This window comes from Mesorhizobium sp. B2-4-13 (assembly GCF_006658535.1).
Classification (GTDB): Bacteria; Pseudomonadota; Alphaproteobacteria; order Rhizobiales; family Rhizobiaceae; genus Mesorhizobium; species Mesorhizobium australicum.
Genome location: NZ_VFVB01000008.1, coordinates 82,512 through 107,950, shown reverse-complemented (window position 1 = coordinate 107,950; position 25,439 = coordinate 82,512). Strand labels below are relative to the sequence as shown.

Here is a 25,439-nt window from a genome sequence, read left to right as displayed (position 1 = left end):
GCAATGGCAAAGATGCTCGTGATCTACAAAACCCCGGCCGATCCGGCCGCCTTCGACCGCCACTATTTCGACGTTCACATACCGCTTGCCAAGAAGCTTCCCGGGCTGCGGCGCTATGATGTCAGCAGGCGGCCCATCGTCAAGCTCTCGGCGGGCGAGATGCCTTATCTGGTCGGAACATTGTATTTCGACAGCCTCGAAGACATCCGCGCCGCCTTCGCCTCCGAAGTCGGCGTCGCCTGCGCCGCCGACCGGCGGATACTGGCTCCGGGCAACGACGATCTGACGATGCTGTTGTTCGACGCCGACGAGGTGTGATCCCGACCGCCAGAAACACTCCAGAAACAAGATTCAACATCCGGGAAAAACTGAGGAAAACATCGTCGGGCATAACATGCTCGCGGCAACCGGACAGCGGTCGCCACCAATGCAAAGGGATGCTGCCTGCAATGCAACGACATTCGACCAGATGGATGAGTGCCCTCGCAGGCATTTCGCTGGCCATGCTCGCGGTCGCACAGTCGGGTGCGGAGGCGGCGGTCACCCGAAGCGAATATTGCAGCCGGCTCGGTCTTCAACTCGACGGCGCCATCCAGACCAGGGCCAGGCCGGGTGCCAGTGCGAGCCAGATCGCGCAGGCAACGGCACTGCAGGACAAGGCGAACCGGTTCTGTGCCGAGAGCAAGCAGGCGCAAGGCATCCGGACCTACGCCAACGCCCTGAAGCTCCTCGGCGTGACACCGGTCGACCTCAACCAGTGACGAGCAGCCATCACCCTTGAAGACCGTCACGAAAAGGGCGGCTTTTCCTGCGGGCAATGCCGCGAGCGGTCCGCCCTCGCGCAGCATGTCTTGCCCTTGCTGGATGGCGGCAAAGTTCTGATGACGGATCTGGGTGGAATCCGGGTAGAACGCGGTCGACGAATTCTGCACGGCGTCACCACGGCAGTCCCGCCGTCACCACGGCAGTCCCGCCGTCACCACGGCAATCTCCTGCCATCGCGAAAAAAGCCGCCGGTCGGGCCGTCGTCCGGCAAGGTCGCGGCCCACACGATGCCGGCCGCCCCTTGCGCGACCGGGCGTCCGCCCGGTCCGCCCATGTCGGTGGCGACCCAGCCAGGGCAGACGGCATTGACCAGCACGCCGGAGCCGCGCAGCTCCGCCGCCAGCACGCGCGTCAGCGCGTTGAGCGTCGCCTTCGAGGTCGAATAGGCCGGCGCCCCCGCCCCCATTGAGGCCAGCGAACCGCCTTCGGACGACACATTGACCAGTCGGCCATGGCCGCCCGCCCCGAGCAGCGGCGCGAAGGCGGCGCCCGCCCGCCAGGCGCCGAAGACGTTGGTCTCGAACGCCTCGCGGATGACGGTCCAGTCGGGCCGCGAGGCGCGCGAGCCGGTGTCGTAATGGATGGCGGCATTGTTGATCAGCACGTCGAGCCGGCCGAACCGCCGCTGCACCTCTTCGGCTGCCGTCTGAGCCGCGTCAGGCGCGGCGACATCGAGCGCGATGACCTCGACATGGCCATCGAGCGCCTTGGCCGCCGCCTCGCCCTTGGCGATATCGCGCACGCCGAGCAGTACGGTGAAGCCGAGCTTGGCCAATTGCCGGCCGGTTTCCTGACCGATGCCGCGATTGGCACCTGTGACGAGGGCGACTTTGTCGGAATGGGTGTTCATCTGTCATGCCTTTGTGGCTGCCGATCATCGAAGCGAAGATGGCACGGAGGGAATTGATTTATTAGGCGGCGGAGATCGCAGTCATTGTGCGATCGATTGCATGGATTGGTTTGCGCAGGAATCGGGTGTCGGCCGGCGCTGCGCCATGCGATCGTTGATCCATCATGAGGACCGGTCATGCTCACGCTCCACGATTATCTGCCATCGCAGAACGGCTGGAAGGTCCGGGTCCTGCTCGGATTGCTTGAGACTCCCTATGACAGTCATCCCGTCTCGATTTTCGAGGGCGAGAGCCATACCGACGCCTTCCTGGCGCTCAACCCGGCAGGCGCTGTTCCCGTACTTCAACTCCAAGACGGCAGCGCTATTGCCGAATCCAATGCGATCCTCACCTACCTCGCCGAAGGCACGTCCTTCCTGCCGTCGGACCGCTATCGGCGTGCCAAGGTCATGCAATGGCTGTTCTTCGAACAGTACAATATCGAGCCCGTCATCGGCTCGCTGCGCTTCTGGACCTTGACGGGACGGCTCGAGCGCAACCAGGCCATGGTTGCCGGAAAACGCGAAGCCGGAGCCCGTACGCTCGCCGCCCTGGACCGCAGCCTTGGCGAGACGCCGTTCCTCGCCGGCAGCGACTTCACCGTCGCCGACATCGCCGTCTATGCCTACAGCCATCGCGCCGGGGATTGCGGCTTTTCGCTGCCTGACTATTCAGCGTTCGCCGCATGGATGGAGCGCGTGCGCGATGCCATCGGACCCGGCTACCCCGTCCATCCCTACGGTATCGATCCGCATTCCGGAGCCTGAGCGCATGCGCTGACGGATCTGGCTCCCGCCAGAATCCGTCTCTGTTTACACCGCGGTGGAATAGGGATACTTTTTATCCTTAATAGGTCGGTCGGCACCGGCCCGGGAACCCGTGGATGATCCTGAAAAGCCAAGTCGAATGGGCACTGCACTGCTGCGCCATTCTCGCCGGTCTGCCCGAGGGGCGGTATCTCTCCACAAAAGCGCTTGCCGAGTTCCACGGTCTTCCCAAGGAATATCTCTCCAAGGCACTGCAAAGCCTGTCGCAGGCGGGACTGGTGCACACGACGCTGGGGCCGTCGGGTGGATACCGGTTGGCGCGGACGCCGGCAGAGCTGACCTTCCTCGACATCGTGGAGGCGGTTGAGGGCAAGGCGCGGACGTTTGTCTGCAACAATATCCGCGAGAACAATCCGTGTCGTCCCCAGGGCTATTGCGAAAGCAATCCTTGCCCGGTGGCGCGCATCATGTGGGAGGCCGATGAGGCCTGGCGCGCAAAATTGCGCGCCGTCAGGCTTTCCGACCTCACCGAAGCGTTGGCGCTCGACATCCCCGCGGAGCTTTGGAAAAACAGCTTCGAATGGGTGCTAGAGCGCGCCGGATGAACGTGGCCGCATGACCGTCGCGGGCGGCCGGTCTCCCGTCGCCGGCATGCAGGCGGCTAGCCATGCCCGCATCGTTCTGGGCCGCCCGTTATCGACAGCGCCACGCCGAGATAGATGGCGGCGACCACCAGGTCCTGGAGCAGGCGCGCTTCTCCCGGCCTCAGGCGTGCCCACGGCCCTGGAAATATCAGACACGATGCCGGCAAGCCCGAGAAGGTTGATCGAGACCAGGGCCAGGAAATGGTGATCGCCGAACATGGGCTCACCGACAGTATTTTGGCTGGCGGCAGGGCCGGACGCGAGGAAGGGCGACCGGCCTTGCGCCCCTATTTCTTGGCCGGATAGGTCAATTCCTTCTGAGCGCTATCGACCACGAACACCGCCAGCAGCTTCGCGGGCTTCGTCTCGCTGCCGTTTTCGCTAACACTGTGGCGATCACCCGGCATCTCCGAAAAGCTCTCGCCGGCCTTGTAGACCTTGACCGGGTCGTCGTTGACCTGGCTGCGGATGGAGCCTTCCAGAACGGTGGCATAGATGAAGGCGGAGCTTGGATGCGTATGCGCATCCGAATAGCCGCCCGGGCCATATTCGACGAGGATGCCCTTGATGCTCTTGCCGGGGGCATTCGGCAGTTCATGCTCATAGACGAGGGTGACCTTGGCGGCCTTCTCGCCGGCGCGATGGGCCTCCTTGGCTCCAACCGGGCCGGCCAGTGCCGCCGTCAGGGCGAGCGCGATGGCGATTGACTTGATCATTCGAAAACTCCTTTGTGTGTTGAGCTACGGCGCATCCTGGCGTTCATTTCCGCGCCGCCGTGGCGAACCATTGCTCGAACGTGATGCGGCCAAGGCGCGGATTGTTGTCGGAGACGAGCGAAGTGTCGTTCAGCCTCGCGCCGAAGTAGAGCGCCTCCGGATCAGCCACGACCTCGCGGGGATCGCCGACAGCCTTGAGGTAGCGGGCGACGAGTTCGCTCATGCGCGCACGCTCCGGACCGGAAATCTCGATCATGCCGTTGATCGGCGCGTCGAGCGCGATCCCGGCCATCACATCGGCGACGTCGTCCGATGCGATAGGCTGCACATAGGCCGGCGACAGGTGCACGGCCTCGCCGACCGTGCCTGACTTGGCGATGCTGGCCAGGAATTCCATGAACTGCGTCGAATGAACGATGGTGTAGGGGATGCCGGAGGCCTTGATCAGCTCTTCCTGGACGAGCTTGGCGCGAAAATAGCCGCAGTCCTGCAGGCGTTCGGTCCCGACAACCGAGAGCGCGATGTGGTGCCTGACCCCGGCAATTTTGCCCGCGGCGAGCAGGTTGCGGCCTGAAGTGGTGAAGAAATCCATGGCGGGCTGGTCCTCGAACGAAGGTGAATTGGCGAGGTCGATGACGACCTCGGCGCCACCCAGCGCCACCTCCAGGCCTTCGCCCGTGATGGTGTTGACGCCGGTATTCGGGGCGGCGGCAACCACCTCGCAGCCCTGCTTGCGCAGCCGTTCGACCGTCTTGGAGCCGATAAGCCCGGTGCCCCCGATGATGACGATTTTCATGATAGTCTCCGTTCGCGGCCGCGCCGCGTCGTTGCTGGTTTCGTTGAGGGAGAGGTCAGTTCAGGCCGGCCTTGTCGAGGCCATAGAGCTTGTCCGCGGAGCCGGGCACGGTCTTGAAGGCGACGCTGACACGGTTCCAGGCGTTGATGGCCATGATCGAGAAGGTGAGGTCGGAGATTTCCTTCTCCGAAAGCTGCCCGCGCACGCGTTCATAGAGCTCGTCCGGGATACCGCCTTCGGGGAGTTTGGTGACGGCTTCGGTCCAGGCAAGGGCGGCACGTTCTCGGGGAATGAATAGGATCGATTCGCGCCAGACGGCGAGATGGTACAGCCGCAGCTCGCTCTCGCCGTGGATCTTTGCTTCCTTGACGTGCATGTCGAGGCAGAAGGCGCAGCCATTGATCTGGGATGCCCTGACGTGGACCAGATCGCGGAGCTTCTCTTCGATCGCGCCATGTGTCTCGGCCATGCTGAAATCGAGGAGCTTCTTGAAGAGTTCAGGCGATTGCTGGGCGGCGTTCAGGCGCTGCGTCATGGCTTTTCCTTTTTTGGATATCATGTGTCCTTAAGGACAATTAATATCCATAATGACTAGACAGTAAAGCGCCACCCGCCTACGATGCGAACATAAGGCTTATGTCGAAAAGTATGAGGGCGAGAATGGACGTCGTATCGGCGTTGCGAACGTTCCTGCGGGTGGCGCAGACAAAATCCTTCTCAGCGGCCGCCATCGACCTCAATCTGACGCAGCCGGCTGTATCCCGGCAGGTCTCCGCGCTGGAATCGCATCTCAAGACGCGCCTCCTGCATCGCACGACGAGCGCGCTCGCCTTGACGGCGGAGGGTGAACGGATGCTGCCGACGGCGCTGCGCGTCATCGAAGCGGTCGAAGCGCTCGGCGAAGCCAGCGGCGCCGAAGCGGCAGCCATATCCGGAAAGGTTAGGCTCAGCCTGCCGACGCCCCTCGGCTTCTTCCTCAGCGACCGTCTGGCAGGGCTGTTGGAGCGCCATCCGGCACTTCAGGTCGAACTGCTCCTTCGGGATGAACCGTCGGACGTGGTCGCGAATGCGATCGATCTCGAGGTACGCCTCGGGCCGGTCTGTGACAGCAGCCTGATCTGCCGCCGGATCGGCTGGACAACAGCCTTTCTCGTGGCCTCGCCAGCCTATCTCGAGGGACGCGACACACCGCGAACGCCGCAAGACATCAAGGATCACTCCTGCATTTGCTACAGCCGTGGCGGGGACGGCCGGTCGTGGTCGTTCTCCAGTGGAGCGGAGGAAGTGGTTCTGCGGATTGAGCCCCGCCTCGTCGCCAACAATTCGATGGCCGTCCATCGCGCTACCCTGGCGGGAGCCGGGCTTGCGGTGCTTTCCCACATCCTCGCCGGATCGGACATCGAAGCGGGCAGGCTGGTCAAGCTGATGCCGGATTTTCCGCCGACGCGCCTGCCGATCAATGTCGTCTACCCGTCCCGCCGGAATATCCCGCTGCGTGTGACAACGGTGCTCGACTTTCTTATCCAGGCCGTCCGCGGCGATGTCTTGATGGCGTCGTCGGCGCCCGTGCGGACAATTCCCGGACCCTTGACCCACACTACCGCGTCTGAAGGCTCCTATTTCTTTCCCTGCGGATAGATTGTCTCGCCGCGCTTCAGCATCGCCACGAAGGCTTCGATCTTCTTCTTGCGCCCGGCTTCGGTCTTCATGTTGTGGGTGCGGAAGGCGAGCGAGAAGCGGTTCTGCGCGCTGAGCTTTTCCAACATCGCCTTGGCCGCCGGCTCGGCATCGATCGCCGCTTGCAAATCATCGGGGATTTTCATCTCCTTGCCGCTGCCATAGGCACGTGCCCAGCGCCCGTCGGCCTTGGCCGCCTCGACCTGTTTCAGCCCGTGCTCGGTCATGCGGCCCTCCTCGATGAGCCGCGCGACATTGTCGATGTTGATCTTGCTCCAGATGCTTTTTTTGCCGCGCGGCGTGTAGCGCTGCAGGAAACTGTTCTCGTCCAGCCCCTTGCGCACGGCGTCGATCCAGCCGAAGCACAGCGCGACGTCGATGGCTTCCTTCGGTGTGATCGACTTCAGTCCCGAGCCTACCTTGTGAACCTTGATCCACACTTCGGTTTCCGTGGCGTGGTGCTGGCCGAGCCAGGTATGGAAACTGGCCGCGTCGGGAAATTCCCTGACCTTTTCGGGATCGACCTTGACCGGAGCCATCAGCGGGCCTGCCGGTTCAGAATTGTTGTCGCTAGGGCCCCTGTCATCTTGCCTCCGTCATCCTGCGGCCCGCCATCATGGCATCACACCCAATTCCCGTCAGCAGTGGAGACGCTGTCATGAAGTTGGAAACACACCATGGATTGCCGCGTTGCGGCTGAAGCGCGCCCGACCAGATGGAGGAGCACGACGCTTCCCCACCGTGCTATAGGACCACAAATGCCACGCGGGGGGATATGCCGCAATGAAATCTCTGCTCTTCGGCCTTGCCTTGTTGCTGCCGGGCGTGGCGCTGGCCGAACCGATCGAAACCCGCAAGATCATCACCGCGCTGACCGGCGACTTCAACGGCGACGGCGCTCCCGACCTTGCCATGGTGGTCGAGACCGGCCCGACCGACCCGATGGACATCCATTTCTTCCTCGGGGACAAGGAGCACAATTACCTCAAGCCTGTCGAGATCGTGCGCGAACAGATCGGTGGCGAGTGGAACGGCTACGACCGGCCGGGCTACGAAAACTCCGACGCCGGGCCGGAGCTGACAATGCTGCCCAACGGGTCGATCAAATTCCATCTGCCGGCGCCGGAGATCGGCAGCGAGCGCACCAACCAGACGCTGACCGTCGCCTACCGCAACGGCGCCTTCATCGTTGCTGGATTCGCCTACGATTCCGATGATTACCTGCAGGAGAATGCCGCCAGCGCCTGTGACTACAATGTGCTGACCGGCAAGGGCACCAGCTCGAAGCAGCAGCCGGACGGCAGCACGAAGCACAAGACCGTGTCGGCGGAAGGCAAGACCATCGCATTCCGGGACTGGAACTCGGGCGACGCCTTCGCTGCTTGCCAGGAATAATGGCTCGCTGGGCTTCGGCCGGCATCAGGCCGGTGGCGGCATTGCCGGCGTCAGGCCGTGACGGCGCATGATCTCCATCATCGCAGCTTTGTCGGGCGGCCCGCCGGCAGCGGCGTTAAGCAGACCGAATGCCTCGCGGAAATAGTCCGGACCAATTGCCGCCGGCGTGATGACGCACAGCGTCTTGGCATCCCGGGTGCCGTTATTGTCGAAGCGGTGGACGGCGCCGCGTGGAATGCACAGCGCCTCCCCCGGCCCAACCTCGATCGGCTTGCCGTTCACGGTCCAGGTCAAAACCCCGTCAATGCCGTAGATCGTTTCCTCGTAATGGTCGTGGCTGTGCGCCGGCGCGGGCAAGCGCTGCGCGCTTGGCACCATCAGTTCGAAAGCGGCGACGCTGCCGTTCGAATTTTCGCCCGACACCAGGAAACGGACCGACAGCCCCTTGGTGCCGATGGTTTCATCGGCTGGGTTGACCCCAGGATTCATGGATGACATTGCGCAAACCCCTCCGGTAAATTACATTTACTAGCTATCAGTAAATTCAATTTACCGGATCGTCAATGGCCACCTCCACCGAAGTTCTGCAGACCAAGACCGAGGACCTTTTGATCGGCGCCCTGCTGCGCGTGCCAGCCCAGGCGATCCAGCGCCGGCTGATCAGGGAGCTCAATGCCGCCGGCTTCGACGAACTGCGTCTGCCGCATATGGCCGTGCTGCAGTTTCCCGGCCCGGACGGCGCGCGGCCCGGCACGATCGCCGAGCGTGCCGGCATGAGCAAGCAGGCCATCAACCAGCTGCTCACCAGTCTGGAAGGCTACGGCTATCTCGTCCGCTCCGACGGCGAAGGCAGCGCGCGCGTGGTGCGGTCCACCGAGCGCGGCCACGCCGCTTTCTGGAAAATGGTCGACATATTGAGCGACATCGAGGAGGACTGGCGCACCGAACTTGGGCCGAAGCGCTTCGCCGAACTTAAGGCGCTCTTGTTCGCAGTCTGGGATAGCCCGCTGGCCCGTTGACCAAGCTCCGGCCATCGAGGCAATCGGGTTCCAATCCGCACGGCGTCGGACCAATCGGCATCTCCGATAGCACCATCGGTTTCTTCCGTTTCCCCTCACCGCATCGAGCTGCCAATTCCCTGCCCTTGTCCAACCAACGAAGGCAGAGCGGAATGAGCATTTCGAACCAGAGAATCCTGATCGTCGGCGGCGGATCCGGCATGGGCCTCGCGCTTGCAAGGCGCTGCCTGGCAGCCGGGGCCGAAGTCATCATCGCCGGGCGCGGCGAGAACAGGCTGCGGCAGGCGCGTGAGGCGCTGGGCAATCCCGCAGGGCTGGGGATGGCCACTGTCGACATTACGCGGGAAGACCAGGTCGGGGCGTTGTTCGCCGGGATCGGCGGCCTCGACCATATCGTCAGCACCGCCGCCGACATCGAAGGCGCCTACCGGCTGCTGCCGGAGCTCGGTCTCGAGGCGGCGCAACGCGTGGTCGACAGCAAGCTCTTCGGCCCGCTGCTGCTTGCCAAGCATGGTGCGCCACGGTTGGCAGTGGCTGGATCGATGACCTTCGTCTCCGGCATCGCCGCCTACCGGCCGGCCGCGCGCGGCTCGGTCGTCGCCGCCGTCAATGCCGCGCTCGAAGGGCTGGTGCGGGCGTTGGCCATAGAACTCGCGCCGCTCCGCGTCAACGCGGTGTCACCCGGCTGGGTCGATACCGAAATTTGGGCGCAAGTGGCGGGCGACAGGAAGGCAGACACGCTTGCGGTGATGGCCGAGCGGCTGCCGGTCGGCAGGATCGGCCAGCCCGAGGACATCGCCGACGCGATCGCCTTCCTCATCGGCAATGGCTTTGCCACCGGCACGACGCTCCACGTCGAGGGCGGACATCGTCTCGTCTAAAACGGACGGCTCTGCGAAATGCTTTTAAAGCAGGACCTTGGAGCGGCTTGAGGATTCAGCGTCTGAACTGGCTTTCGAGGATGCCGGCGCCTGCATGTCGCGCGCGGCGGCGAGCAGTCGGCGCAATGCCGGCGGCTGGACGCGCCGGCGCCGCCAGATCATCGTCAGCGGCGCCGCCTGTTCCGGGCCAGGCCAAGGCAGTTCGATCAGCTCACGACGCTTGAGCGCGTCGCTGACCGCCAGACGTGGAATGAGGCCCAGCCCCGCGCCGGCCGCCACCAGCCGGGCAATGGCACCGATGCTGCCGACTTCGGCGGCAAGTTCAGGCGTACCAGTGCCCGCCTCGGCAAAGGCGGTGTCGAACATGTGCCGGTAGATGCATCCAGGCTCCGTTGCCACGAAGCGCAGCGCGGCAAGGGCGGCCAGGTCGCACGGAACCGGCTTCTGCCCCGGCGCGGTGACCAGCGCCAGCGGTTCGGCCAAAATCGTGCGCCTGGCGAAGCGCTGATCGGCGCCGCCGTTGGACATATCGCGGCGCTCGAAACAGAAGGCGACATCGATGTCGCCCTCCTCCAGCAGGCGCAGCAGCGCGCCGCTATCAGTCACTTTCATGCGCACGGCGATGTCAGGATAACTGGCCTGGAACCCCGGCAGCCAGGGCGCCAGCCGGGCCGAGGCGATCGTCTCCAGCGCGCCGATGGTCAGCGCTCCGCTGGTCTGTCCCGCCACAGCGAGCACCGCCGCCCGCGCTTCGGCATCGAGCCGCAGCAATTCCTCGGCGACAGGCTTCAACACCAGTCCCGCCGGCGTCAGTTCCAGGCCCGACTTCGAGCGCGTGAACAAGACAGCGCCAAGCTCGGCCTCCAGCGACTGGACCTGGTCGCTCACACTCGACTGGGCGAGATGAACCGTCTCGGCGGCGCGCGTAACGGTACGGCAGCGCGCCACCGCGAGGAAGGTCTTGAGCAGTCTTGGATGCATCGGCTGGCCGAAATCGCCCGGCCTACTGCAGCTGCGGCTTTTTCAGGAAACTGCCGCGGTCGGCGGATTTCACACGCAGCCACGTTTCGCGGCCGTCGCGCACCACCCGCATCGGGATCTCGGCACCGGCCGAACCGCTTTCCCACAGCTTGCGATAGAAATCGGCGAGCCCGTCGACCGCGCCGTCGCGAACCTCGGAGATGACGTCGCCTTCGCGCAGGCCGGCCTTGGCGGCCGGGCCGCCCTCGGTCACGCTCATCACCACCACCTTACCGTCGCTTTCGGCCGACAGCGCCCCGAGCCACGGGCGCGGCGGCTTGGCCACCTGGCCACGCGTCAGCAGGTCGTCGAGGATCGGCGGCAACAGGTCGATCGGCACCACCATGTTGATATCGGCCACCTCGCCGGCGCGGCTCATCTGCAGGCGCAGCGAACCGATGCCGAGCAGTGCGCCCTCGGCGCTGAACAAGGGCGCGCCGCCCCAGGACGGATGCGCCGGCGCGATGAAGATCGCCTCGTCGAGCAGATACTCCCAATAGCCGGCGAATTCCTGCTTGGTGACGATCTTGGCCTCGACTGCCCGGCCGATGCCGTCGGCAAGCACCACCGCGTCGCCGATCCTGGCCTTGCCGGCATCGCCCAGCGCCACGGCCGGCAGGCCCGTCGGAGCCAGCGCCTGGACGAGGCCAAAGCCTGATTCCTGGTCGTAGGCCAGCGCGTGCGCGGGGATGACACGGCCGTCATGCGAGGTCAGCCAGACCTCTTCCGCCTCGGTGATGAGATAGCCGATGGTCAGCACCAGCCCGTCATCGCGGATGACGACGCCGCTGCCTTCCCTGAGCGTGCCGAGGGCCCCGGCCGTGAAGGCATCCTCCGGAACGGTCGCCCGCACGGCAACCACGGAGCGCGGATTGGGATTGATGGTCATGATTTTGTCCTGCGGTGCGAATGCCTGGCGGCTTGTTGTATAGGTATGCCACGCGGGAGAAGGCGCAAGGGGTGAGAACGGTGGGCATGGACCACGAAGCCAATCACTTGGCCTTTCGAGTTTCGAACGCCCGGCAGGGCAATGCGGCGGCCCAAGATTAACATAGTTCAACACAAGTTGAACTTCCCCCTCCACGGCCCTACCTATAAACGCCTATCCATCCTTCCCACGACAAGAGGCCGTGCAATGACTGAATACACCCCGCCGAAAGTATGGACCTGGAACAAGGCCAATGGCGGCACCTTTGCCAGCATCAACCGGCCGATCGCCGGTCCGACGCATGACAAGGACCTGCCCGTCGGCAAGCACCCGCTGCAGCTTTATTCGCTGGCGACGCCGAACGGCGTCAAGGTGACGGTGATGCTGGAGGAGCTTCTGGCGCTTGGCCACAAGGGCGCCGAATACGACGCCTGGCTGATCCGGATCAACGATGGCGACCAGTTCGGCAGCGGCTTTGTCGAGGTCAATCCCAATTCCAAGATCCCCGCCCTGATGGATCGCAGCGGCAAGACCCCGTTGCGCGTCTTCGAATCCGGCTCGATCCTGGTCTATCTCGCCGAAAAATTCGGTGAATTCCTGCCCACCGAACAGCCGGACCGGGCGGAAGTGCTGTCCTGGCTGTTTTGGCAGATGGGTTCTGCGCCGTATCTCGGCGGCGGTTTTGGCCATTTCTACGCCTATGCGCCGGAGAAGTTCGAATACGCCATCGACCGCTTCTCGATGGAGGTGAAGCGGCAGATGGACGTACTCGACCGCCGGCTGGCCGAGGTCGAGTATCTCGGTGGCAAGGATTATTCGGTCGCCGACATGGCGGTCTGGCCCTGGTATGGCGGGCTGGCGCTCGGCCGGATGTACAATGATTCCGCCGAATTCCTGTCGGTCCACGATTACAAGCACGTTCAGCGCTGGGCAAAGGCGATCGACGAACGGCCCGCTGTCCAGCGTGGCCGCATGGTCAACCGCGCCTTTGGCGAACCGTCCATGCAACTGCACGAACGCCATGACGCCAGCGACTTCGACACCAGGACGCAGGACAAGCTGGCCGCCGAGTAAATTCTGGAGAACTGGCGGGCGACAAACAAAAGCCCATCACCGGATTAAATCGGTGATGGGCTTTTTGCTTGATGCATGAGACGGATCAGTGAAGAACTCCCACGATCTGACGGGTGTCCGGGTCGACCAGCACGGTCTGATCGTTGATCACCGCAACGCGATACTTGACATTGGGGACTTCGCGCAGTTCGACCTTGTCCGGCACGGACGAGCCGAGCTTGAGCTCGACGCCCAGCAGGTTCACCGACGCCAGCGGCTCCTTCTTGATGTATTCGCGAACCACGGTCTCCTGTTCCGGCTGGACCACGATCGTGTCCGCCAGGGCCGCTCCGACACCGCCCAGCAGGACGATGGCAGCCGCGGCGCTCGTAAGATAATGTTTCATAACAACCTCCATGATTGGGTATTTCGCTCCGCCTCAGGGAAAACTCTCACGCAACTGGGAGGTTCCATCCTTGTTTGTGAAATAAATGTGGCGCACAACCAGAAACATGCCACATTTTATTATGCACACATGTGAAGATAAGCACCGGCATGCTTTTCTTTTCTGAAGAAACTTCTTCTAATTTGCGGGAATAGCAAAAACATCCCGCTTTGCAGCGCAAGCAATGTCGCCTCTTTCTCGGATTACCCGCTCCTTAGCAACAACTAACGTATACCGAAGAATGTCGTTCCAAATGCCCTACCGGCTCCAAAAAGGCCCGCCCTGCCGGGAGCAGAACGGGCCTTCAACGGACCGGTGGAGGTGGCGCCTCACCGATCGAGGCAGGAAAAACGCACGCATCACAGCTTCGTTCCACCGGCCGCCGCGATTTGGCGGAAGGTGCGCAACGCTCGATACCGGAGCGGGAGCTCTTCGTCAGAATCGGACGCCGTCCCGATGGAGCGGCGGCACCGGGTTGACTGCATCCGGGCTCATCGCGACGTTTTGCGCGCGCCTGTAAATCAGCCCCACGACGAGCACGAAATAGCCGACCTGCAGGACGACCAGGACCACCACTGTCCAGCCAAGCGCCACCCAGAACGAACCGGTAGCAATATAGGTCCACACTGCGACAACGATCGTGGTCGCCGACATCCCGACGAGAAAAGACCCAAAATACATCGACCATCAAGATCGCCGAACCGATTCCGGTCCGGCGACTCCCTGCCCATCTCCACACCCGCGCACAGGCTTTCATTATTTTAGCAACTACGCAAGTATGGCGTCCGCCTAGGCATCCATGTAGAAGTTTGTTGCGGGGCGGCCCCGGCAGGAGCAGTTTGATGCTCGCGGACCGCGATATCAGGGAAAAGAAGTCCGGTGGGGATTGGAAATGACGCTCAAGCTTATCGGCGCCGGTTTCGGCCGCACCGGCACATGGTCGACCTTTGCAGCGCTTAACAGGCTCGGCCTGCCCTGCTATCATATGCAGGAAGTGATCATGAACAAGGCCAATAAGGGCCATCTTGATTTCTGGCGCGCGGTGGCCAACAGCCCGCCCGGCACCCAGCACGACTGGAACCGCGTGTTCGCAAGCTATACGGCCACCGTCGACAATCCAGGCTGCTGCGTCTGGAAGGAATTGATGGCTGCCTACCCCGACGCCAAGGTGCTGCTGACATTACACCCACGCGGCGCCGAGGCCTGGTATGAAAGCACCATCGACACGATCTACTTCACCGAGAACCTGTGGCAGTTCAAGGTCCTGGAATGGCTCACACCGTTCGGCCGCAAGTTCGGCGACATGTCGCGCAAGCTCATCTGGGGCCGCACGTTGGCCGGCGTCATGGGTGACCGCGACAAGGCGGTTGCCCGCTACGCCAGCTATGTCGACGAAGTGAAAGCAGCCGTGCCGCCGGAAAAGCTGCTGGTGTTCAACGTCAGCGAAGGCTGGGGGCCGCTCTGCCATTTCCTCGACGTCGCCCAGCCAAACGAAACTTTCCCCAACCTGAACGACCGCGAAACGATCAAGAAGATCATCCGCGACATCATCAAAGGCTCCTACATCATGCTGGGGCTGACGATGGCCGCCATCGCGGCGGTGATCGCGGCATTGTGGTGGTGGCTGGGGTAACGGCAAGCCCAGGCAGTTCGATCCCTTGCCTGCATGGAGCGGTCAAGTTTTTCGCTCCGAAACAAACGACCTCAAGAGCTACCCGCTTTCACGCGGGCAGGCTGGCTGGCAGCGGCTCTCGCCGGAACCTTTTGCGCTTGTCTTCCCCTGCCGGGCGGTCACCAGCCCATGCCTGTCCGAGCAGGCTACCGTTCTTGAACCTAGCGGCGAGGCCGGGTGATCATATCTCGATTGGATAAAATAGCGGAACGTCCAATGGACATTGCCGGAACCGAACGGGGCCTCTCGGACTTTCGGGCGCACGAAACAAGACCTTGGTCCAACAAGGAAAACCGATCAGTTCGATCCGCAGGCCGCAGCCCATCGAGTCAGATAGCAACGCAACGTCCCCGGTCAATCCAGGGACCAGCACTTTGCCATACTGCGTTACCGCCTCGCCAGCCGCCTGGGGTTGGCCGATCATGCCCGGCTAGAATGCCGGGTCTTGCAGCCCCTGCCTATTCCGCTTTCGCGGAAGTTTCCGACGTGTGGGCGATGTGCGATGGTGTTGTTGCGGCGGTACGAGCCGCCCTGGTTGGCGCGGGCGCCGAGCACACCCCAACAATGCGCCCCCCGTCCGCGTCGACCATGGCAAGCGCCCCGATTACTTGACCAGCGTCCATGCCCCGGCCCAGCGTCTCCAGGCATTCACCCCGGCGCCCCTGCAAACAGCACGACGCCGTCACCACCGGCCGCTGGCCAATCCCTGATGGTGCGGTCGGAGCCGCCGGTCAGCACCGTGCCATCGGCGGCGAAGGCGACGGCGTAGATCGGTCCGGTCTGGCTGTCGAACATGGCGATCTGGTTGCCGCTTGCCATGTCCCACAGCCTTGCGGTGCCGTCGAGTGATCCGGACAGCAGGCGTTTGCCGTCGGCCGATAGCACCAGTGCGTAAACCGTGCCCTCGTGGCCCTCGAAGCGCTTCACCTCGCGGCCGCTGTCGACATCCCAGACCTTGATCGTCAGGTCGCCGCTGCCGGTGATCAGATGATGCCCGTCGGCGGTGAACACGGCGCCATAGGTGCCTTGCTCATGGCCGTGCCAGCTGCGCAACTGCTTGCCGCTGTCGATGTCCCAGAGCTTCAGCGTCCCGTCGATGCTGCCCGAGAGGGCCTGCTTGCCATCGGGCGAGACGGCGACCGCGCTGATCGACCAGTCGTGGCCGGTCAGCACATGCAGCACGGACCCGTTGACGAGGTCCCAGATGATGACGTTGCCGGTGTCGTGCCCGCTGACGGCGCGCCTGCCGTCCGGGCTGATCGCCAGCTTGTTGACGCCACCGTTCTGGCCGGATTGGAAGACGTGCAGCACCGCGCCGTCGGCGAGTTTTCGCTGCACGATCTCGCCGTCGTCGCCGGCCGTCAGCGCGCTGATGCCGTCGGGCATGTAGAGCGCGGTGCGCGCCATGTCCTTGTGCACGCCGAGATTGCGCATCAGGTGCTTGCCGCCCATGTCCCAGAGCTTGATCATGTGGTCAGTGCTGGCGCTCATGATCGAACGCCCATCCGGCACCAACGCAGCCAGACGACCGCATCGCGATGGCCGTCGGGCTGCGTTGGTGCCGCCGGCGGCGACGGCGGCAACGGCGCCACCGTCGGCGGCGGAATGACCGCGACCTCCGGCGGCGTCGCGGCCGCAGACGCCGGCGGAACAGCAGGCGCGGCCACCGGCGGAGCTGGTTGCACCGGCAAAGCCGGCGGGTTTGCAGCGGCTGGCGGCGTGGCCGTCTGCTCGGGCGGCGGGGCCTGCGGCAAAGGCGGTGTCGGAGCAACCGGCGACGGCTCCGGCGGTTCCGGCTTTGGCGCGGATTCCATGGGCGGCGCGCTGGCGACATGCTCGCCACCCTCATGCGGCCGCCACGAGCCGAACCCGTCGCCAAGCAGCGCCAGCAAGACAACCACTGGCAGCACCAGGAAAGTCCGGCGCAGGCGTGGGCGGCCCGCCGGCTCCAATTCGGCGTCCCTGCCGAACAGCGGCACCCCGGCCGCGTGCACGGGCCGGCCGGGCAATTGACCCGCCAGGAACAGCAACGCACCGATGAAACAGGCAAGTGCCGCCGCCGAATATGCCGCCGGCCGCAGCGTGGCAACGTCGAGCCCGGCAAGGCCACGCCCGGCCAGGATGTCGATCAGCGGATAGACCTGGGCCAGACAGGCAGCCGCGACCACGGCCAGGACAAGCGCCAGCACCTTGTCAGCCAACCTGTTCATCGCGCCCTCCGCCCGCCGATTTGGACAAGATTATCAGCGCCGGTGGATGCCGCAAAGCGCCGCTCTTGTTTCCTGCCCTGGTGTATACCGATCGCAGTATTCGGATTTGCGCCAGGGCACCCGGCCTCCTGGAGCCCAGAGTCCGCAATGCTGCGGTGGGCTAACCTCGACTATCTCCCTCACAACTTTGACAGATGACCGTGATGTGTCACTATCGTGACGGGATATAGTGGAGAGCTTGCACTATGAAGAAGATTTATGAACGACCATCCTGGTCAAGAAGGGCAATCTGAAGTCGGTCACGGCCGGGCCCTCGGCGCCGATACTGCCAGGCTGATCTCAGTACCCGGGAACATATCCGCCAATAATGTTGGGGGCACTGTCCGATCGGCAGGCAGGGATGCTCTGTCTTTCTTGAGGCTGTGACAGCGTTGCCGTTGCGTGGTTTACGCGACGACCGTCGCGCGATGCCTTTCACCCCAATTCCACCCAGACCGGCGCGTGGTCGCTGGCGCCATCTTGCCCGCGCACGTCACGATCGATGCCTGCCGCCTTGAGCTTGCGCACCAGCGTCGTCGACAACAGGATGTGGTCGAGCCGCAGGCCCGCGTTGCGTGGCCAGCGGTTCCGTCGGTAATCCCAGAAGGTGTAGAGCGTCTCCTTCGGGTATTTCTTGCGCAACGCATCGGTCCAGCCTTGTTCGAGCAGCGCGGCGAAGGCAGCGCGGCTTTCCGGCTGCACCAGCGCGTTGTCGTCATAGGAGCGTGTGGCGTAGATGTCGCGCGGTTCGGGCACGATGTTGTAGTCGCCGGCCAGCACTACCGGCAGGCCGGTGTCGATGAGCTGTTCGGCATGCGCTTCCAGCCTTGCGTGCCAGGCGAGCTTGTAGGTGAATTTCGGCCCCGGCCGCGGGTTGCCGTTGGGCGCATAAAGGCAGGCGATGACGATGCCGTTGACCGCAGCCTCGATGTAGCGGCTCTGCCGGTCGGCATCGTCGCCGGGCAACACATCGCGGGTCAGCACCGGCTCGGCACCGCGCGCGAGTATCGCGACGCCGTTCCAGGTCGGCTCGCCTTTCCACACCGCGCCATAGCCGGTATCGGCAAGCGCGGTACGCGGAAATTGTGTGTCGCGCGCCTTCAGTTCCTGCAGGCAGACCACATCGGGTTTTGCGGAGCCGAGCCACGACAGCAGGTTGTCCAGCCTGCTGTTGATGTTGTTGATGTTGAAGCTGGCGATCTTCATTGGATCAGGGCGCGATCCTGCCCATCCAAGCCTTCACCGTCTCCGCCAGCGTCGCCAGATGATCCGCGGTAGAGAAACCCGAAATACTCTTGCGCGGCTTCAAATCATGGTCGCCGTCCTCCAGCCAGATAACTTCGATTGCATTGGAAAGGTTGTAGGTCGCAACCTCGTCCTTCGTGCCGAACTCGTCGCGCGTGCCTTGGAAGATCAGCGTCGGCGTCTTCAGCCCGGCGAGATGTTTTGTCCGCAATTGCTCGGGCTTGCCAGGCGGATGGAAAGGATAGCCGAGGCAGACCAGTCCTAATATTTCGCCCTTGGAAAACATCTCGTCGGCGATCATCGACGCGACCCGCCCGCCCATCGACTTGCCGCCGATGATGAGCTTGCCCGTCACGCCCTTCGCCCTGAGGTCGGCGATCGCCTTGATGTATTCCGGGTTCACCGTCTCGGCACGCGGTGGCGGCTTGCGCTGGCCGTAGCGGCGCGCGGCCATATAGTGGAACTCGAAGCGCGCGACCTGGAAGCCCGCGGCGGCGAGCGCCTTGGCGGTGGCGGTCATGGAGGGAGAGTCCATTGAAGCGCCGGCGCCATGGGCAATCAGGATGGTGACGGGAGCGGTCTCGTGACCGTCGAAGAGGAAGCTGGTCATGATGTGACACCCCGCGCGACGGCGAAGCTGCCGATCTCCCCCCACGAAGCGAGAGATCGGCTGTCATCGCGGCCTTCGCCCACCATCGTCATCCCGCCGACTTCGCCAGATGCATGTCCACGAACTGCACACACCTGGCAGCCACCCCTGCCCATTCCGAAACCGCGTCGAGCTCGAGGTACCGCATCCACAGCCGCCGCGCCTCAAGCAGATTGCCGGCGTCAAACTCCAGCCGCGCCAGATTGAACACCGGGTCGGCATAAGTCTTGTCGAGCGCGATCGCCTTCTGCAAATGCCTTCGCGCCGAAGCGTCGCGCCCTTGCTCGCTCATCAGCCCGGCCAGGTTGAACCAGGCTTCGACGAAGGCCGGATCGAGCTTGATCGCCCTGGCATAATCATGCGCGGCTTCCGCCACGCGCCCGGACCCGCGCAAACAGTTGGCGCGGTTGAAGGCGGCGATGGCGTCGGTGGGATCGATGGCGAGGCAGCGCTGGTAGAGTGCGGCGGCCCCGTCATGGTCGCCGCTCTCCTCGGCGGCTTCCGCCTCGGCGAACAAATCTTCCAGCGTGTCGTCGCCTTGTGCGGCGGCGCCGAGATCGAACAGCAGCTGCCCGTCGAGCTCGCTCTGGCCGCCTTCGAGGTAGATGGCGTCGGGGCGGCCGTGCTGCGAGCCGACATTGAGCGACTTGGCGGTCAGCGAAGCCACCGGGCCGGAGCGGTGGACGGAGCGCGCGATCGCGCCCCATGTCGCGCCCCCGGCGATCAGCCCCGCATATTTGCGCGCCAGGATCAGGTCGCGGAAGGAATAGGGCTCGCCATCATGCTCGAAGGCGTCGAACAGGCTGAGCCTGTCGAGATCGGCGCCGGACAGCCTTGACTGGTCGATCAGCGATTGGCGCGACAGCGAAGAGGCCTCGGGCGCCTTCATCAGCCCGAGCAGCCGCAGGAAACCGTTCTCGCTCATGAGAATGCGCCCGGCCGCGCGCTCGGCGTCGAGGCGACGTTCGATCTCGCTATCGCTATTTTTGGTGAGTCCCGCCTTGACCAACCCCGCCTTGACCAACAATGCGCGTCCGAACACGACATGCGTGGTGCGGCGGGTGACGCCGCGCCTGAGCTGGCCGTGCTGGCGCTCCACCTCGCGTGCGGCGAGCCTGAGCGGAAACGCCGCCAGTGCGCCGATCGTGCCGAAGACAGCGCCCGGAACGGCCGGTGCCGTCATTTCTTGCTCTTGCCGACCGCCTTGAGCAGGTTGGCCTTGAGCGGATTTTCAGGCGCACCACCCGCGGCCGCCTTCTTCGCGGCGGGCTTGTCGGCCTCGTCGGCCTTGCTCTTCGACTTGGCCGGCGGCTTCGACTGAGACAGGCTGGCCTTCAGCGCATCCATCAGGTTGATGACGTTGCCGCGCTCCGGTGCCGCCGCGATGATCGGCTTGTGGCCCTTCAGCTTCTCGCGGATCATCGTCATCAGCGCGACCTCGTAGCGGTCCTCGTAATTCTTCGGATCGAAGGTGGTTTCCTTCTGCTTGATCAGCGCTTCGGCAAGCTGCAGCATTTCCGGGTCAGGCTTGCCGGCTGGAATGTTGCCGAAATATTCAGCCGTCCCACGCACTTCGTTCGGGTTCCTCAACGTGCACACGAACATCCCGTTCTCGCGCGCGCCGATCGTCACCACGCGCTCGCGGCTGGACAGCACCAGCCTGGCGATGGCGAGCTTGCCGGATTTGCGCATCGCTTCGCGCAGCACGGCGAAAGTCTCTTCCGCCATCGCCCCGTCCGGCGCCATGTAATAGGGCGCGTCCTGGTAGATGACGTCGACCTCGTCCTCATCGACGAAAGCCTCGATGTTCATCGTGTGGTTGGATTCGATGCGCACCGCGTCGAGGTCGGCATCGTCGATGATGATGTACTGCTTGTCCTCGTACTCGTAGCCCTTGACCAGATCCGCCCGCTCAACGAGCCCCAGTTCAGGGTCGACCGGCTTCATGTTGATGCGGTTGTGGGTCTTCTTGTGCAGCTGGTTGAACGAGATGCGCTCGCTGGCGCTGGTGGCGGGATATAGCCGCACCGGACAGCTGACGAGACTGAGTTTGAGGTAACCCTTCCAACTTGCCCTGGGCGCCATGATGAACTCCTACGCGGCCATGCACTGACTGTTACTTCGCAGCGCTTTCGTCCGAAGGACGAACAAGGCTGCGCAAATCCTACACCGACCCCGCACAATACCGACAAATCCCTGACGAAATCTTCCCGCCGGGGCTGCGAGAGGACCGGCGACAAGATAATTCAAATTGTCGAAAGCGTCGATGGCGTTTGAGCCGACACGCCGGCGACCACAGCGAACGCTCCACGCTTCGTCATCCTAGGGCGTAGCAAGGAGCGAAGCGCGCAGACCCTAGGATGACGAAGTTCAGGAGCCCTGGTCGTCGAAGGGCGCCTCAAAGCCCGTTTACCTTTCCCGAGACCACCGGCAGATCCCTGGCGAAGTCGTCGATCTCAGCCCACGGATCGCCCGACGTCTCCAGCAACCCCGGCAGCGACGCATAATTTAAATCCTGCGGTGCATCGATCGCCTCCAGATCGGCCCAGCTCACCGGTGTCGAGGCCGGCAGGTTGGTTCGGGCGCGCAGCGAATAGGGCGCGGCCGAGGTGTGGCCGCGCGCGTTGCGGTGATAGTCGATGAAGATGCGCCGCTTGCGGTTTTCCTTGCCCATTGTGGTGGTGAAGGTGTCGGGCGCGGTGGCCGCTAGATGCGTTGATATGGCGCTGGTTGCCTGATGCAGCTTCTTCCAGTTCTGCTTTTGCGTCACCGGCACGGTGATGTGGATACCGCTGCCGCCGGAGGTTTTTGCGAACGGCACCAGGCCAAGCCCCTCCAGCTCGCCCTTGATGTGCACGGCGGCCTCCACCACCTCGCGCCAGGAAATCCCCTCGCCCGGGTCGAGGTCGAGGACGATCTGGTCGGGCTTGTCGAGGCTCGAGCGATGCGTGCCCCAGGTGTGGAACTCGACGACGCCGAACTGCGCCAGCGCCAGGTATCCTTTCGCGCCCTCGACCGAGAGATAGGACTTGGTCTCGCCCTCGGAATTGGTCGCCTGGAATGTCACCACCGAAGGCGGCATGCCGGTGAACGCATGACGCTGGAAGAAGCAGTCCTTGGGCAGGCCGGTCGGGCAGCGCACCAGCGACACCGGGCGGCCAAGGATGTGCGGCAGCATGAAGTCGCCGACCAGCGCGTAATAGACGGCGATGTCGAGCTTGGTCGGGCCGGTCTTGCCGAACAGCCGCCGCGTCGGGTTTGTCACCCAGATGGTGGCGAGATCGGCTTCGGCGATCAGGCGCTTGCGCGTCGAGGAGACCGGCGTCGACAGGCCGACATCCCTGAGGCCCCGGAACACTCCGTGGCGCAACGAATTGTCCGCGGTCCGGTTGGCAAAATGGATGCGCGCCGAAAACAGCGGCTTGACCCAGTGCATCTCGCGCATGATTTCGCGCGGCACGCCTTCCGGCGGCGTGGCGCCGGATGTGAGCGGCCCAAGCCGGGCCAGCAGGTCGGCCGCGGTCCCGGCATCGAAGCCGGTGCCGACCTTGCCGCGATAGTGCAGTTCGCCGTCCACCCACTCGGCCATGCCGAGCGCGGCCAGCCCCTCGGCCGCGTCCGAAATGGTGTAGCCGGCGATGACGAAATCGTCCTTTTCGAGTGCCTTGGTCTTGGTCCAGCTCTTGGTGCGGCCGCTCTGATAGATCGCGGTGGCGCGCTTGGAGACCACGCCCTCCAGGCCGAGTTCCGTCACCTGGTCGTAAAGCGCTTGCCCAGAACCTTCGACATGGTCGGAGAACTGGATCGCGGAGTTGGCGCCAAGCCCGCCAAGCAGTTCGGCCAACAGCGCCTTGCGCCGGATGAGCGGCACCTTCATCAGGTCCCAGCCGTCGAGATGCAGCAGGTCGAAGGCGTAGAAATGCAGCTTGCTGCCGGCGCCCGCTGCCAGCGCGTCCTGCAACAGCGCAAAGCGGGAAATGCCCTTGGCATCGAGCACGACGATCTCACCGTCGATGATCGTCTCGCGGCACGGCAGCTTGGCGAACGCATGTGGCAAGTCGCCATAGCGTCTCGTCCAGTCGATGCCACCGCGCGTGATCAGCCGCACCTGCCCGTCGGAGATATGCGCCATGGTGCGGTAGCCGTCGAATTTGATCTCGTGCAGCCAGAGCTCGTTCGTATTCTCGGCAAGGCCTTCGCCGCCCGGCGGCTTCGGCACCTGGCTCGCCAGTTGCGGCTCGATGCGGCTCAGCGCCGGCGCCTTGGCCGCGCCCGGCAGGTCGCCCGGCTTCAGCGAACCGGGCTTTGGCGCGGACTTCGCGGCCGGCTTAGGTGGCGCTGCCAGCTCCTCGATGCGCAAGCCGGATTTCACGCTTTCCGGCCGCGCTTCGAGGATATTCAGCCCCGTGTCGGCGGCGAGGTCGCGCTCCTTGAACAGCAGCCAGTTCTTCTTGTTCTCGTCTTCGCCGGGCTTTGGCTTCAGCCGGGTCAACATCCAGCCGCCATTGAGCTTTTCGCCGGCCAGCCGGAACTTGAAGGCGCCGGTGCGCAGGCTTTTGTCGACATCGTCCATCGGCGCCCAGCTGCCGGTGTCCCAGACGATCATCGGCCCGCCGCCATATTCGCCTTCGGGAATGACGCCCTCGAAATCGATGTATTCGAGCGGATGGTCCTCGGTCTCCACCGCCAGCCTTTTGTCGGCTGGGTTGAGCGATGGCCCGCGCGGCACCGCCCAGCTTTTCAAGACATCGCCAACCTGCAGGCGCAGATCGTAGTGGTCCGCCGTAGCGTGATGCTTATGGATGACGAAGCGGTTGCCGCCCCCGGTCATCAGCCCGCCGGCCGGCTCCGGCGTCTTCGAGAACTCGCGCTTGGCGCGATAGGATCCGAGCTTGGCGGGCGGCATGTCAAAAGCCGAGCCTGGCGGAAACCAACAACCGCCTCGTTCCTTCGCGCCGTGGGGCGCTATCTTGGCACCGCTCGCGATTTATCACGTGGTCTCAGTCGTCCGTCGCCGGCGTCAGCTCCAGCTCGGCTGGCGACAAACCCTGCTGCAACTGGCTCAGCCGGAACTCATCCACCCAGTAGGCCTCGCCGTCGACCAGCACGCGCGCACTGTAGGTGCCGCCTGAGAAACGCTGCGCGGTGACGTAGACCTTGTGGCGGTCAAGTGCCTTGCGCACCGCGGCGCGCTTGGAGTTCTGGCCGTTCACGGCAGTGGACATGCGCTTCGCCCTCGGTCGCCTGACACGGAACTCGGCCGCTCTTGGCCGCCTGGCGACTGGCCCCAAGGATGGCGGAGACACGCGCGCCTGTCAATTTCGCGGGCGGCGTCCTTCAGGTCTTCAACCGCCGGAAACGGCGCATCACGCCCTGCACGGCCTTGTAAAGCCGCGGCTTGGAGCGCACGAACAGCTCGGCCTTGCAGCGCAGCCTGATATAGGCGGTCGAGCCCCTGCCCTTCAGCGTCATCGCCTCGCACAGTTCGGCCAGCACCGAGTTCGAGACGCCGATATGCTGCTTGTATCCCTGTCCGCCGACCGAGAGGTCGAAATAGCCGAGCCCTTGCGCCCGTGCCCACACCATCAGCTTGCCGATCATCGTCAGGCCCGGCGCGACGTTGGCCACCGCGTCCTGGTCGATCCCGAGCAGCAGGGCGTGCAAGGTGCCCTTCATGACCAGCACGTACATGACAGCGAGATAGGCCTGGCCGACGCGCAGCCCGAACAGCCGCACCGAGCCGTCGGAAAGCCCCTGCAGCGCGGCGTTGCGGTAGAACTCCACGATCGGCGCCTGCGTCAAAAGGTCGAAGCGCCCGAGTTCGCGAAAGCGGTTGAGCCTGAGGTCGAGCAGCCTGCCGAACTGCTCCTCGATCATCTCAGGCGTCTCGGCTTCGACCAGTGCGAGGCCTCCGAGTTGTTCGAAGCGGCGGCAGTGCTTGTTGAAATTCTTGGTGAAGGAGGATTTGCAGATACGCTTGACCAGCGTCTCCGGCTCGCCATCCATGACCAGACCCGAGGCGATCTGAATGGAGTCGCGCGCCGCCGAAAGCAGCGCCAGCGGATTGGCCACGCCGTGGATTTCCCGCGGAATCCCCGCAATATGGATGCGGTCGGCCGGCGGCAGCACGGCGCGGACCGCGGCCCAGGCGGCGTCGGCGTTTTGCCTGGTCCAAGGCCTGGCATCGGCCAGCAGCGGCGCCGAATAATCGCACACGCCGCAGCTCAGCCATTCGATCACGGAGTGGCCGAGCGCCCGGCGCCGCATCAGCGGCAGCAGCATGACATGCGCGCCCGTGGCGGCATCATTGACCTCGACGACGAGCAGCTCGGCGCTTTTGGGCATCAGCCGCCCGGCGATCCCTTCCACCCAGGCAAGGTCCTGGTGGCCGGTGCACAAACCGGTCTCCTCAAGACGCTGCCAGAGCTGCCTTACGGTGTCGAAGCTGGTGTGCAGCCGCGCCGTATAGTGCGCGGTGGCGCCCATGCCTGCTCTAACCGGCGAAATCGGTTGAACCGGTGCATCCGCCGTCGCGACCAACCGCACTGCCTGGCTTGCCACATGCCTC

General features: G+C 64.0%; 29 protein-coding genes. 10 read left to right on the top strand and 19 right to left on the bottom strand.

Annotated elements, in window-relative coordinates:
• Nucleotides 1–3: 3 nt before the first annotated feature.
• Nucleotides 4–318, top strand: coding sequence for an EthD family reductase (locus tag FJ936_RS21660; RefSeq protein WP_140617946.1), 315 nt, complete (start codon nucleotides 4–6; stop codon nucleotides 316–318).
• Between the two features lie 155 nt (nucleotides 319–473).
• Entirely contained in the window at nucleotides 474–761 is a 288-nt protein-coding gene (locus FJ936_RS21655) for a hypothetical protein (protein WP_140716425.1), read from the top strand.
• Between the two features lie 215 nt (nucleotides 762–976).
• Here FJ936_RS21655 and FJ936_RS21650 read toward each other — a convergent pair whose 3' ends face one another.
• Nucleotides 977–1,675 carry an SDR family NAD(P)-dependent oxidoreductase gene (locus FJ936_RS21650; RefSeq protein ID WP_140663460.1) on the bottom strand — a complete coding sequence of 233 codons (699 nt, stop codon included), beginning with the start codon at nucleotides 1,673–1,675 and terminating at the stop codon, nucleotides 977–979.
• A 177-nt stretch (nucleotides 1,676–1,852) separates the two neighbouring features.
• On the opposite strand from FJ936_RS21650, the gene FJ936_RS21645 reads away from it, so the two are divergent.
• Nucleotides 1,853–2,482 (top strand): glutathione S-transferase family protein, encoded by a 630-nt coding sequence (locus tag FJ936_RS21645; protein ID WP_141906964.1) that lies wholly within the window; start codon nucleotides 1,853–1,855, stop codon nucleotides 2,480–2,482.
• 116 nt (nucleotides 2,483–2,598) lie between these two features.
• A complete protein-coding gene (locus FJ936_RS21640) occupies nucleotides 2,599–3,087 on the top strand; it encodes an Rrf2 family transcriptional regulator (protein ID WP_015316869.1) in 489 nt (162 codons plus the stop codon).
• Between the two features lie 326 nt (nucleotides 3,088–3,413).
• Here FJ936_RS21640 and FJ936_RS21630 read toward each other — a convergent pair whose 3' ends face one another.
• Genes FJ936_RS21630 through FJ936_RS21620 form a run of 3 tightly spaced genes read right to left on the bottom strand, consistent with a single transcriptional unit; the run spans nucleotide 3,414 to nucleotide 5,173 of the window.
• Nucleotides 3,414–3,842 (bottom strand): cupin domain-containing protein, encoded by a 429-nt coding sequence (locus FJ936_RS21630; RefSeq protein WP_141906962.1) that lies wholly within the window; start codon nucleotides 3,840–3,842, stop codon nucleotides 3,414–3,416.
• 43 nt (nucleotides 3,843–3,885) lie between these two features.
• Entirely contained in the window at nucleotides 3,886–4,638 is a 753-nt protein-coding gene (locus FJ936_RS21625; RefSeq protein WP_141906961.1) for an SDR family oxidoreductase, read from the bottom strand.
• Between the two features lie 55 nt (nucleotides 4,639–4,693).
• Nucleotides 4,694–5,173, bottom strand: coding sequence for a carboxymuconolactone decarboxylase family protein (locus FJ936_RS21620; protein ID WP_015316865.1), 480 nt, complete (start codon nucleotides 5,171–5,173; stop codon nucleotides 4,694–4,696).
• A 125-nt stretch (nucleotides 5,174–5,298) separates the two neighbouring features.
• On the opposite strand from FJ936_RS21620, the gene FJ936_RS21615 reads away from it, so the two are divergent.
• Nucleotides 5,299–6,276, top strand: coding sequence for a LysR family transcriptional regulator (locus tag FJ936_RS21615; protein WP_141906960.1), 978 nt, complete (start codon nucleotides 5,299–5,301; stop codon nucleotides 6,274–6,276).
• Here the strand turns inward: FJ936_RS21615 and FJ936_RS21610 are convergent.
• Complete coding sequence (locus tag FJ936_RS21610) at nucleotides 6,255–6,854, bottom strand: YdeI family protein (RefSeq protein WP_140725121.1); 600 nt, start codon at nucleotides 6,852–6,854, stop codon at nucleotides 6,255–6,257. The genes FJ936_RS21615 and FJ936_RS21610 overlap by 22 nt on opposite strands.
• A 244-nt stretch (nucleotides 6,855–7,098) precedes the next feature.
• Between FJ936_RS21610 and FJ936_RS21605 the strand changes: the two genes are divergently transcribed.
• Nucleotides 7,099–7,710, top strand: coding sequence for a hypothetical protein (locus FJ936_RS21605; protein WP_141906959.1), 612 nt, complete (start codon nucleotides 7,099–7,101; stop codon nucleotides 7,708–7,710).
• Nucleotides 7,711–7,734: 24 nt separating this feature from the next.
• On the opposite strand, the gene FJ936_RS21600 is transcribed toward FJ936_RS21605, so the two are convergent.
• Nucleotides 7,735–8,208: a cupin domain-containing protein gene (locus tag FJ936_RS21600; RefSeq protein ID WP_140617937.1), complete on the bottom strand. Its 474-nt coding sequence runs from the start codon at nucleotides 8,206–8,208 to the stop codon at nucleotides 7,735–7,737.
• 65 nt (nucleotides 8,209–8,273) lie between these two features.
• Here FJ936_RS21600 and FJ936_RS21595 point away from each other — a divergent pair, with 65 nt between their 5' ends.
• Nucleotides 8,274–8,729, top strand: coding sequence for a MarR family transcriptional regulator (locus FJ936_RS21595; protein ID WP_141906958.1), 456 nt, complete (start codon nucleotides 8,274–8,276; stop codon nucleotides 8,727–8,729).
• 152 nt (nucleotides 8,730–8,881) lie between these two features.
• Complete coding sequence (locus FJ936_RS21590; protein ID WP_141906957.1) at nucleotides 8,882–9,610, top strand: SDR family oxidoreductase; 729 nt, start codon at nucleotides 8,882–8,884, stop codon at nucleotides 9,608–9,610.
• Between the two features lie 24 nt (nucleotides 9,611–9,634).
• Here FJ936_RS21590 and FJ936_RS21585 read toward each other — a convergent pair whose 3' ends face one another.
• Nucleotides 9,635–10,591 (bottom strand): LysR family transcriptional regulator, encoded by a 957-nt coding sequence (locus FJ936_RS21585; protein WP_141906956.1) that lies wholly within the window; start codon nucleotides 10,589–10,591, stop codon nucleotides 9,635–9,637.
• Nucleotides 10,592–10,613: 22 nt separating this feature from the next.
• On the bottom strand, nucleotides 10,614–11,519 hold the full coding sequence (locus tag FJ936_RS21580; protein ID WP_023775064.1) for a S1C family serine protease: 906 nt from the start codon (nucleotides 11,517–11,519) through the stop codon (nucleotides 10,614–10,616).
• Nucleotides 11,520–11,765: 246 nt separating this feature from the next.
• Here FJ936_RS21580 and yghU point away from each other — a divergent pair, with 246 nt between their 5' ends.
• Complete coding sequence (gene yghU / locus FJ936_RS21575; protein ID WP_140788440.1) at nucleotides 11,766–12,632, top strand: glutathione-dependent disulfide-bond oxidoreductase; 867 nt, start codon at nucleotides 11,766–11,768, stop codon at nucleotides 12,630–12,632.
• Nucleotides 12,633–12,717: 85 nt separating this feature from the next.
• On the opposite strand, the gene FJ936_RS21570 is transcribed toward yghU, so the two are convergent.
• The gene (locus FJ936_RS21570) at nucleotides 12,718–13,017 is read right to left on the bottom strand and encodes a DUF1236 domain-containing protein (RefSeq protein WP_140788437.1); all 300 of its coding nucleotides are present in this window, start codon (nucleotides 13,015–13,017) and stop codon (nucleotides 12,718–12,720) included.
• Nucleotides 13,018–13,491: 474 nt separating this feature from the next.
• On the bottom strand, nucleotides 13,492–13,737 hold the full coding sequence (locus FJ936_RS21565) for a hypothetical protein (RefSeq protein WP_015316854.1): 246 nt from the start codon (nucleotides 13,735–13,737) through the stop codon (nucleotides 13,492–13,494).
• Between the two features lie 211 nt (nucleotides 13,738–13,948).
• Here FJ936_RS21565 and FJ936_RS21560 point away from each other — a divergent pair, with 211 nt between their 5' ends.
• Entirely contained in the window at nucleotides 13,949–14,689 is a 741-nt protein-coding gene (locus FJ936_RS21560; protein ID WP_140663473.1) for a sulfotransferase family protein, read from the top strand.
• A gap of 687 nt (nucleotides 14,690–15,376) precedes the next feature.
• On the opposite strand, the gene FJ936_RS30955 is transcribed toward FJ936_RS21560, so the two are convergent.
• The 9 genes from FJ936_RS30955 to FJ936_RS21520 all read right to left on the bottom strand — a co-directional run bounded on the left by FJ936_RS30955 (nucleotide 15,377) and on the right by FJ936_RS21520 (nucleotide 25,432).
• Nucleotides 15,377–16,219, bottom strand: coding sequence for a WD40 repeat domain-containing protein (locus FJ936_RS30955; protein ID WP_246680508.1), 843 nt, complete (start codon nucleotides 16,217–16,219; stop codon nucleotides 15,377–15,379).
• Nucleotides 16,216–16,938 carry a hypothetical protein gene (locus FJ936_RS30950; protein ID WP_246680507.1) on the bottom strand — a complete coding sequence of 241 codons (723 nt, stop codon included), beginning with the start codon at nucleotides 16,936–16,938 and terminating at the stop codon, nucleotides 16,216–16,218. The genes FJ936_RS30955 and FJ936_RS30950 overlap by 4 nt, the downstream gene beginning before the upstream one ends.
• Nucleotides 16,939–17,412: 474 nt before the next feature.
• Nucleotides 17,413–18,183, bottom strand: a complete 771-nt coding sequence (locus tag FJ936_RS21550; protein ID WP_140788433.1) for an exodeoxyribonuclease III — start codon at nucleotides 18,181–18,183, stop codon at nucleotides 17,413–17,415.
• 4 nt (nucleotides 18,184–18,187) lie between these two features.
• A complete protein-coding gene (locus tag FJ936_RS21545) occupies nucleotides 18,188–18,832 on the bottom strand; it encodes an alpha/beta family hydrolase (protein ID WP_140788431.1) in 645 nt (214 codons plus the stop codon).
• 88 nt (nucleotides 18,833–18,920) lie between these two features.
• The gene (locus tag FJ936_RS21540) at nucleotides 18,921–20,054 is read right to left on the bottom strand and encodes a tetratricopeptide repeat protein (protein ID WP_140788429.1); all 1,134 of its coding nucleotides are present in this window, start codon (nucleotides 20,052–20,054) and stop codon (nucleotides 18,921–18,923) included.
• Entirely contained in the window at nucleotides 20,051–20,956 is a 906-nt protein-coding gene (locus FJ936_RS21535) for a Ku protein (protein ID WP_140788427.1), read from the bottom strand. Before FJ936_RS21535 ends, FJ936_RS21540 begins: the two co-directional genes overlap by 4 nt.
• Nucleotides 20,957–21,269: 313 nt before the next feature.
• Nucleotides 21,270–23,777 (bottom strand): DNA ligase D, encoded by a 2,508-nt coding sequence (gene ligD, locus FJ936_RS21530; protein ID WP_140788425.1) that lies wholly within the window; start codon nucleotides 23,775–23,777, stop codon nucleotides 21,270–21,272.
• A gap of 94 nt (nucleotides 23,778–23,871) precedes the next feature.
• On the bottom strand, nucleotides 23,872–24,096 hold the full coding sequence (locus FJ936_RS21525; protein ID WP_015316844.1) for a hypothetical protein: 225 nt from the start codon (nucleotides 24,094–24,096) through the stop codon (nucleotides 23,872–23,874).
• A 112-nt stretch (nucleotides 24,097–24,208) separates the two neighbouring features.
• Entirely contained in the window at nucleotides 24,209–25,432 is a 1,224-nt protein-coding gene (locus tag FJ936_RS21520) for a GNAT family N-acetyltransferase (RefSeq protein WP_141906955.1), read from the bottom strand.
• Nucleotides 25,433–25,439 lie beyond the last annotated feature (7 nt).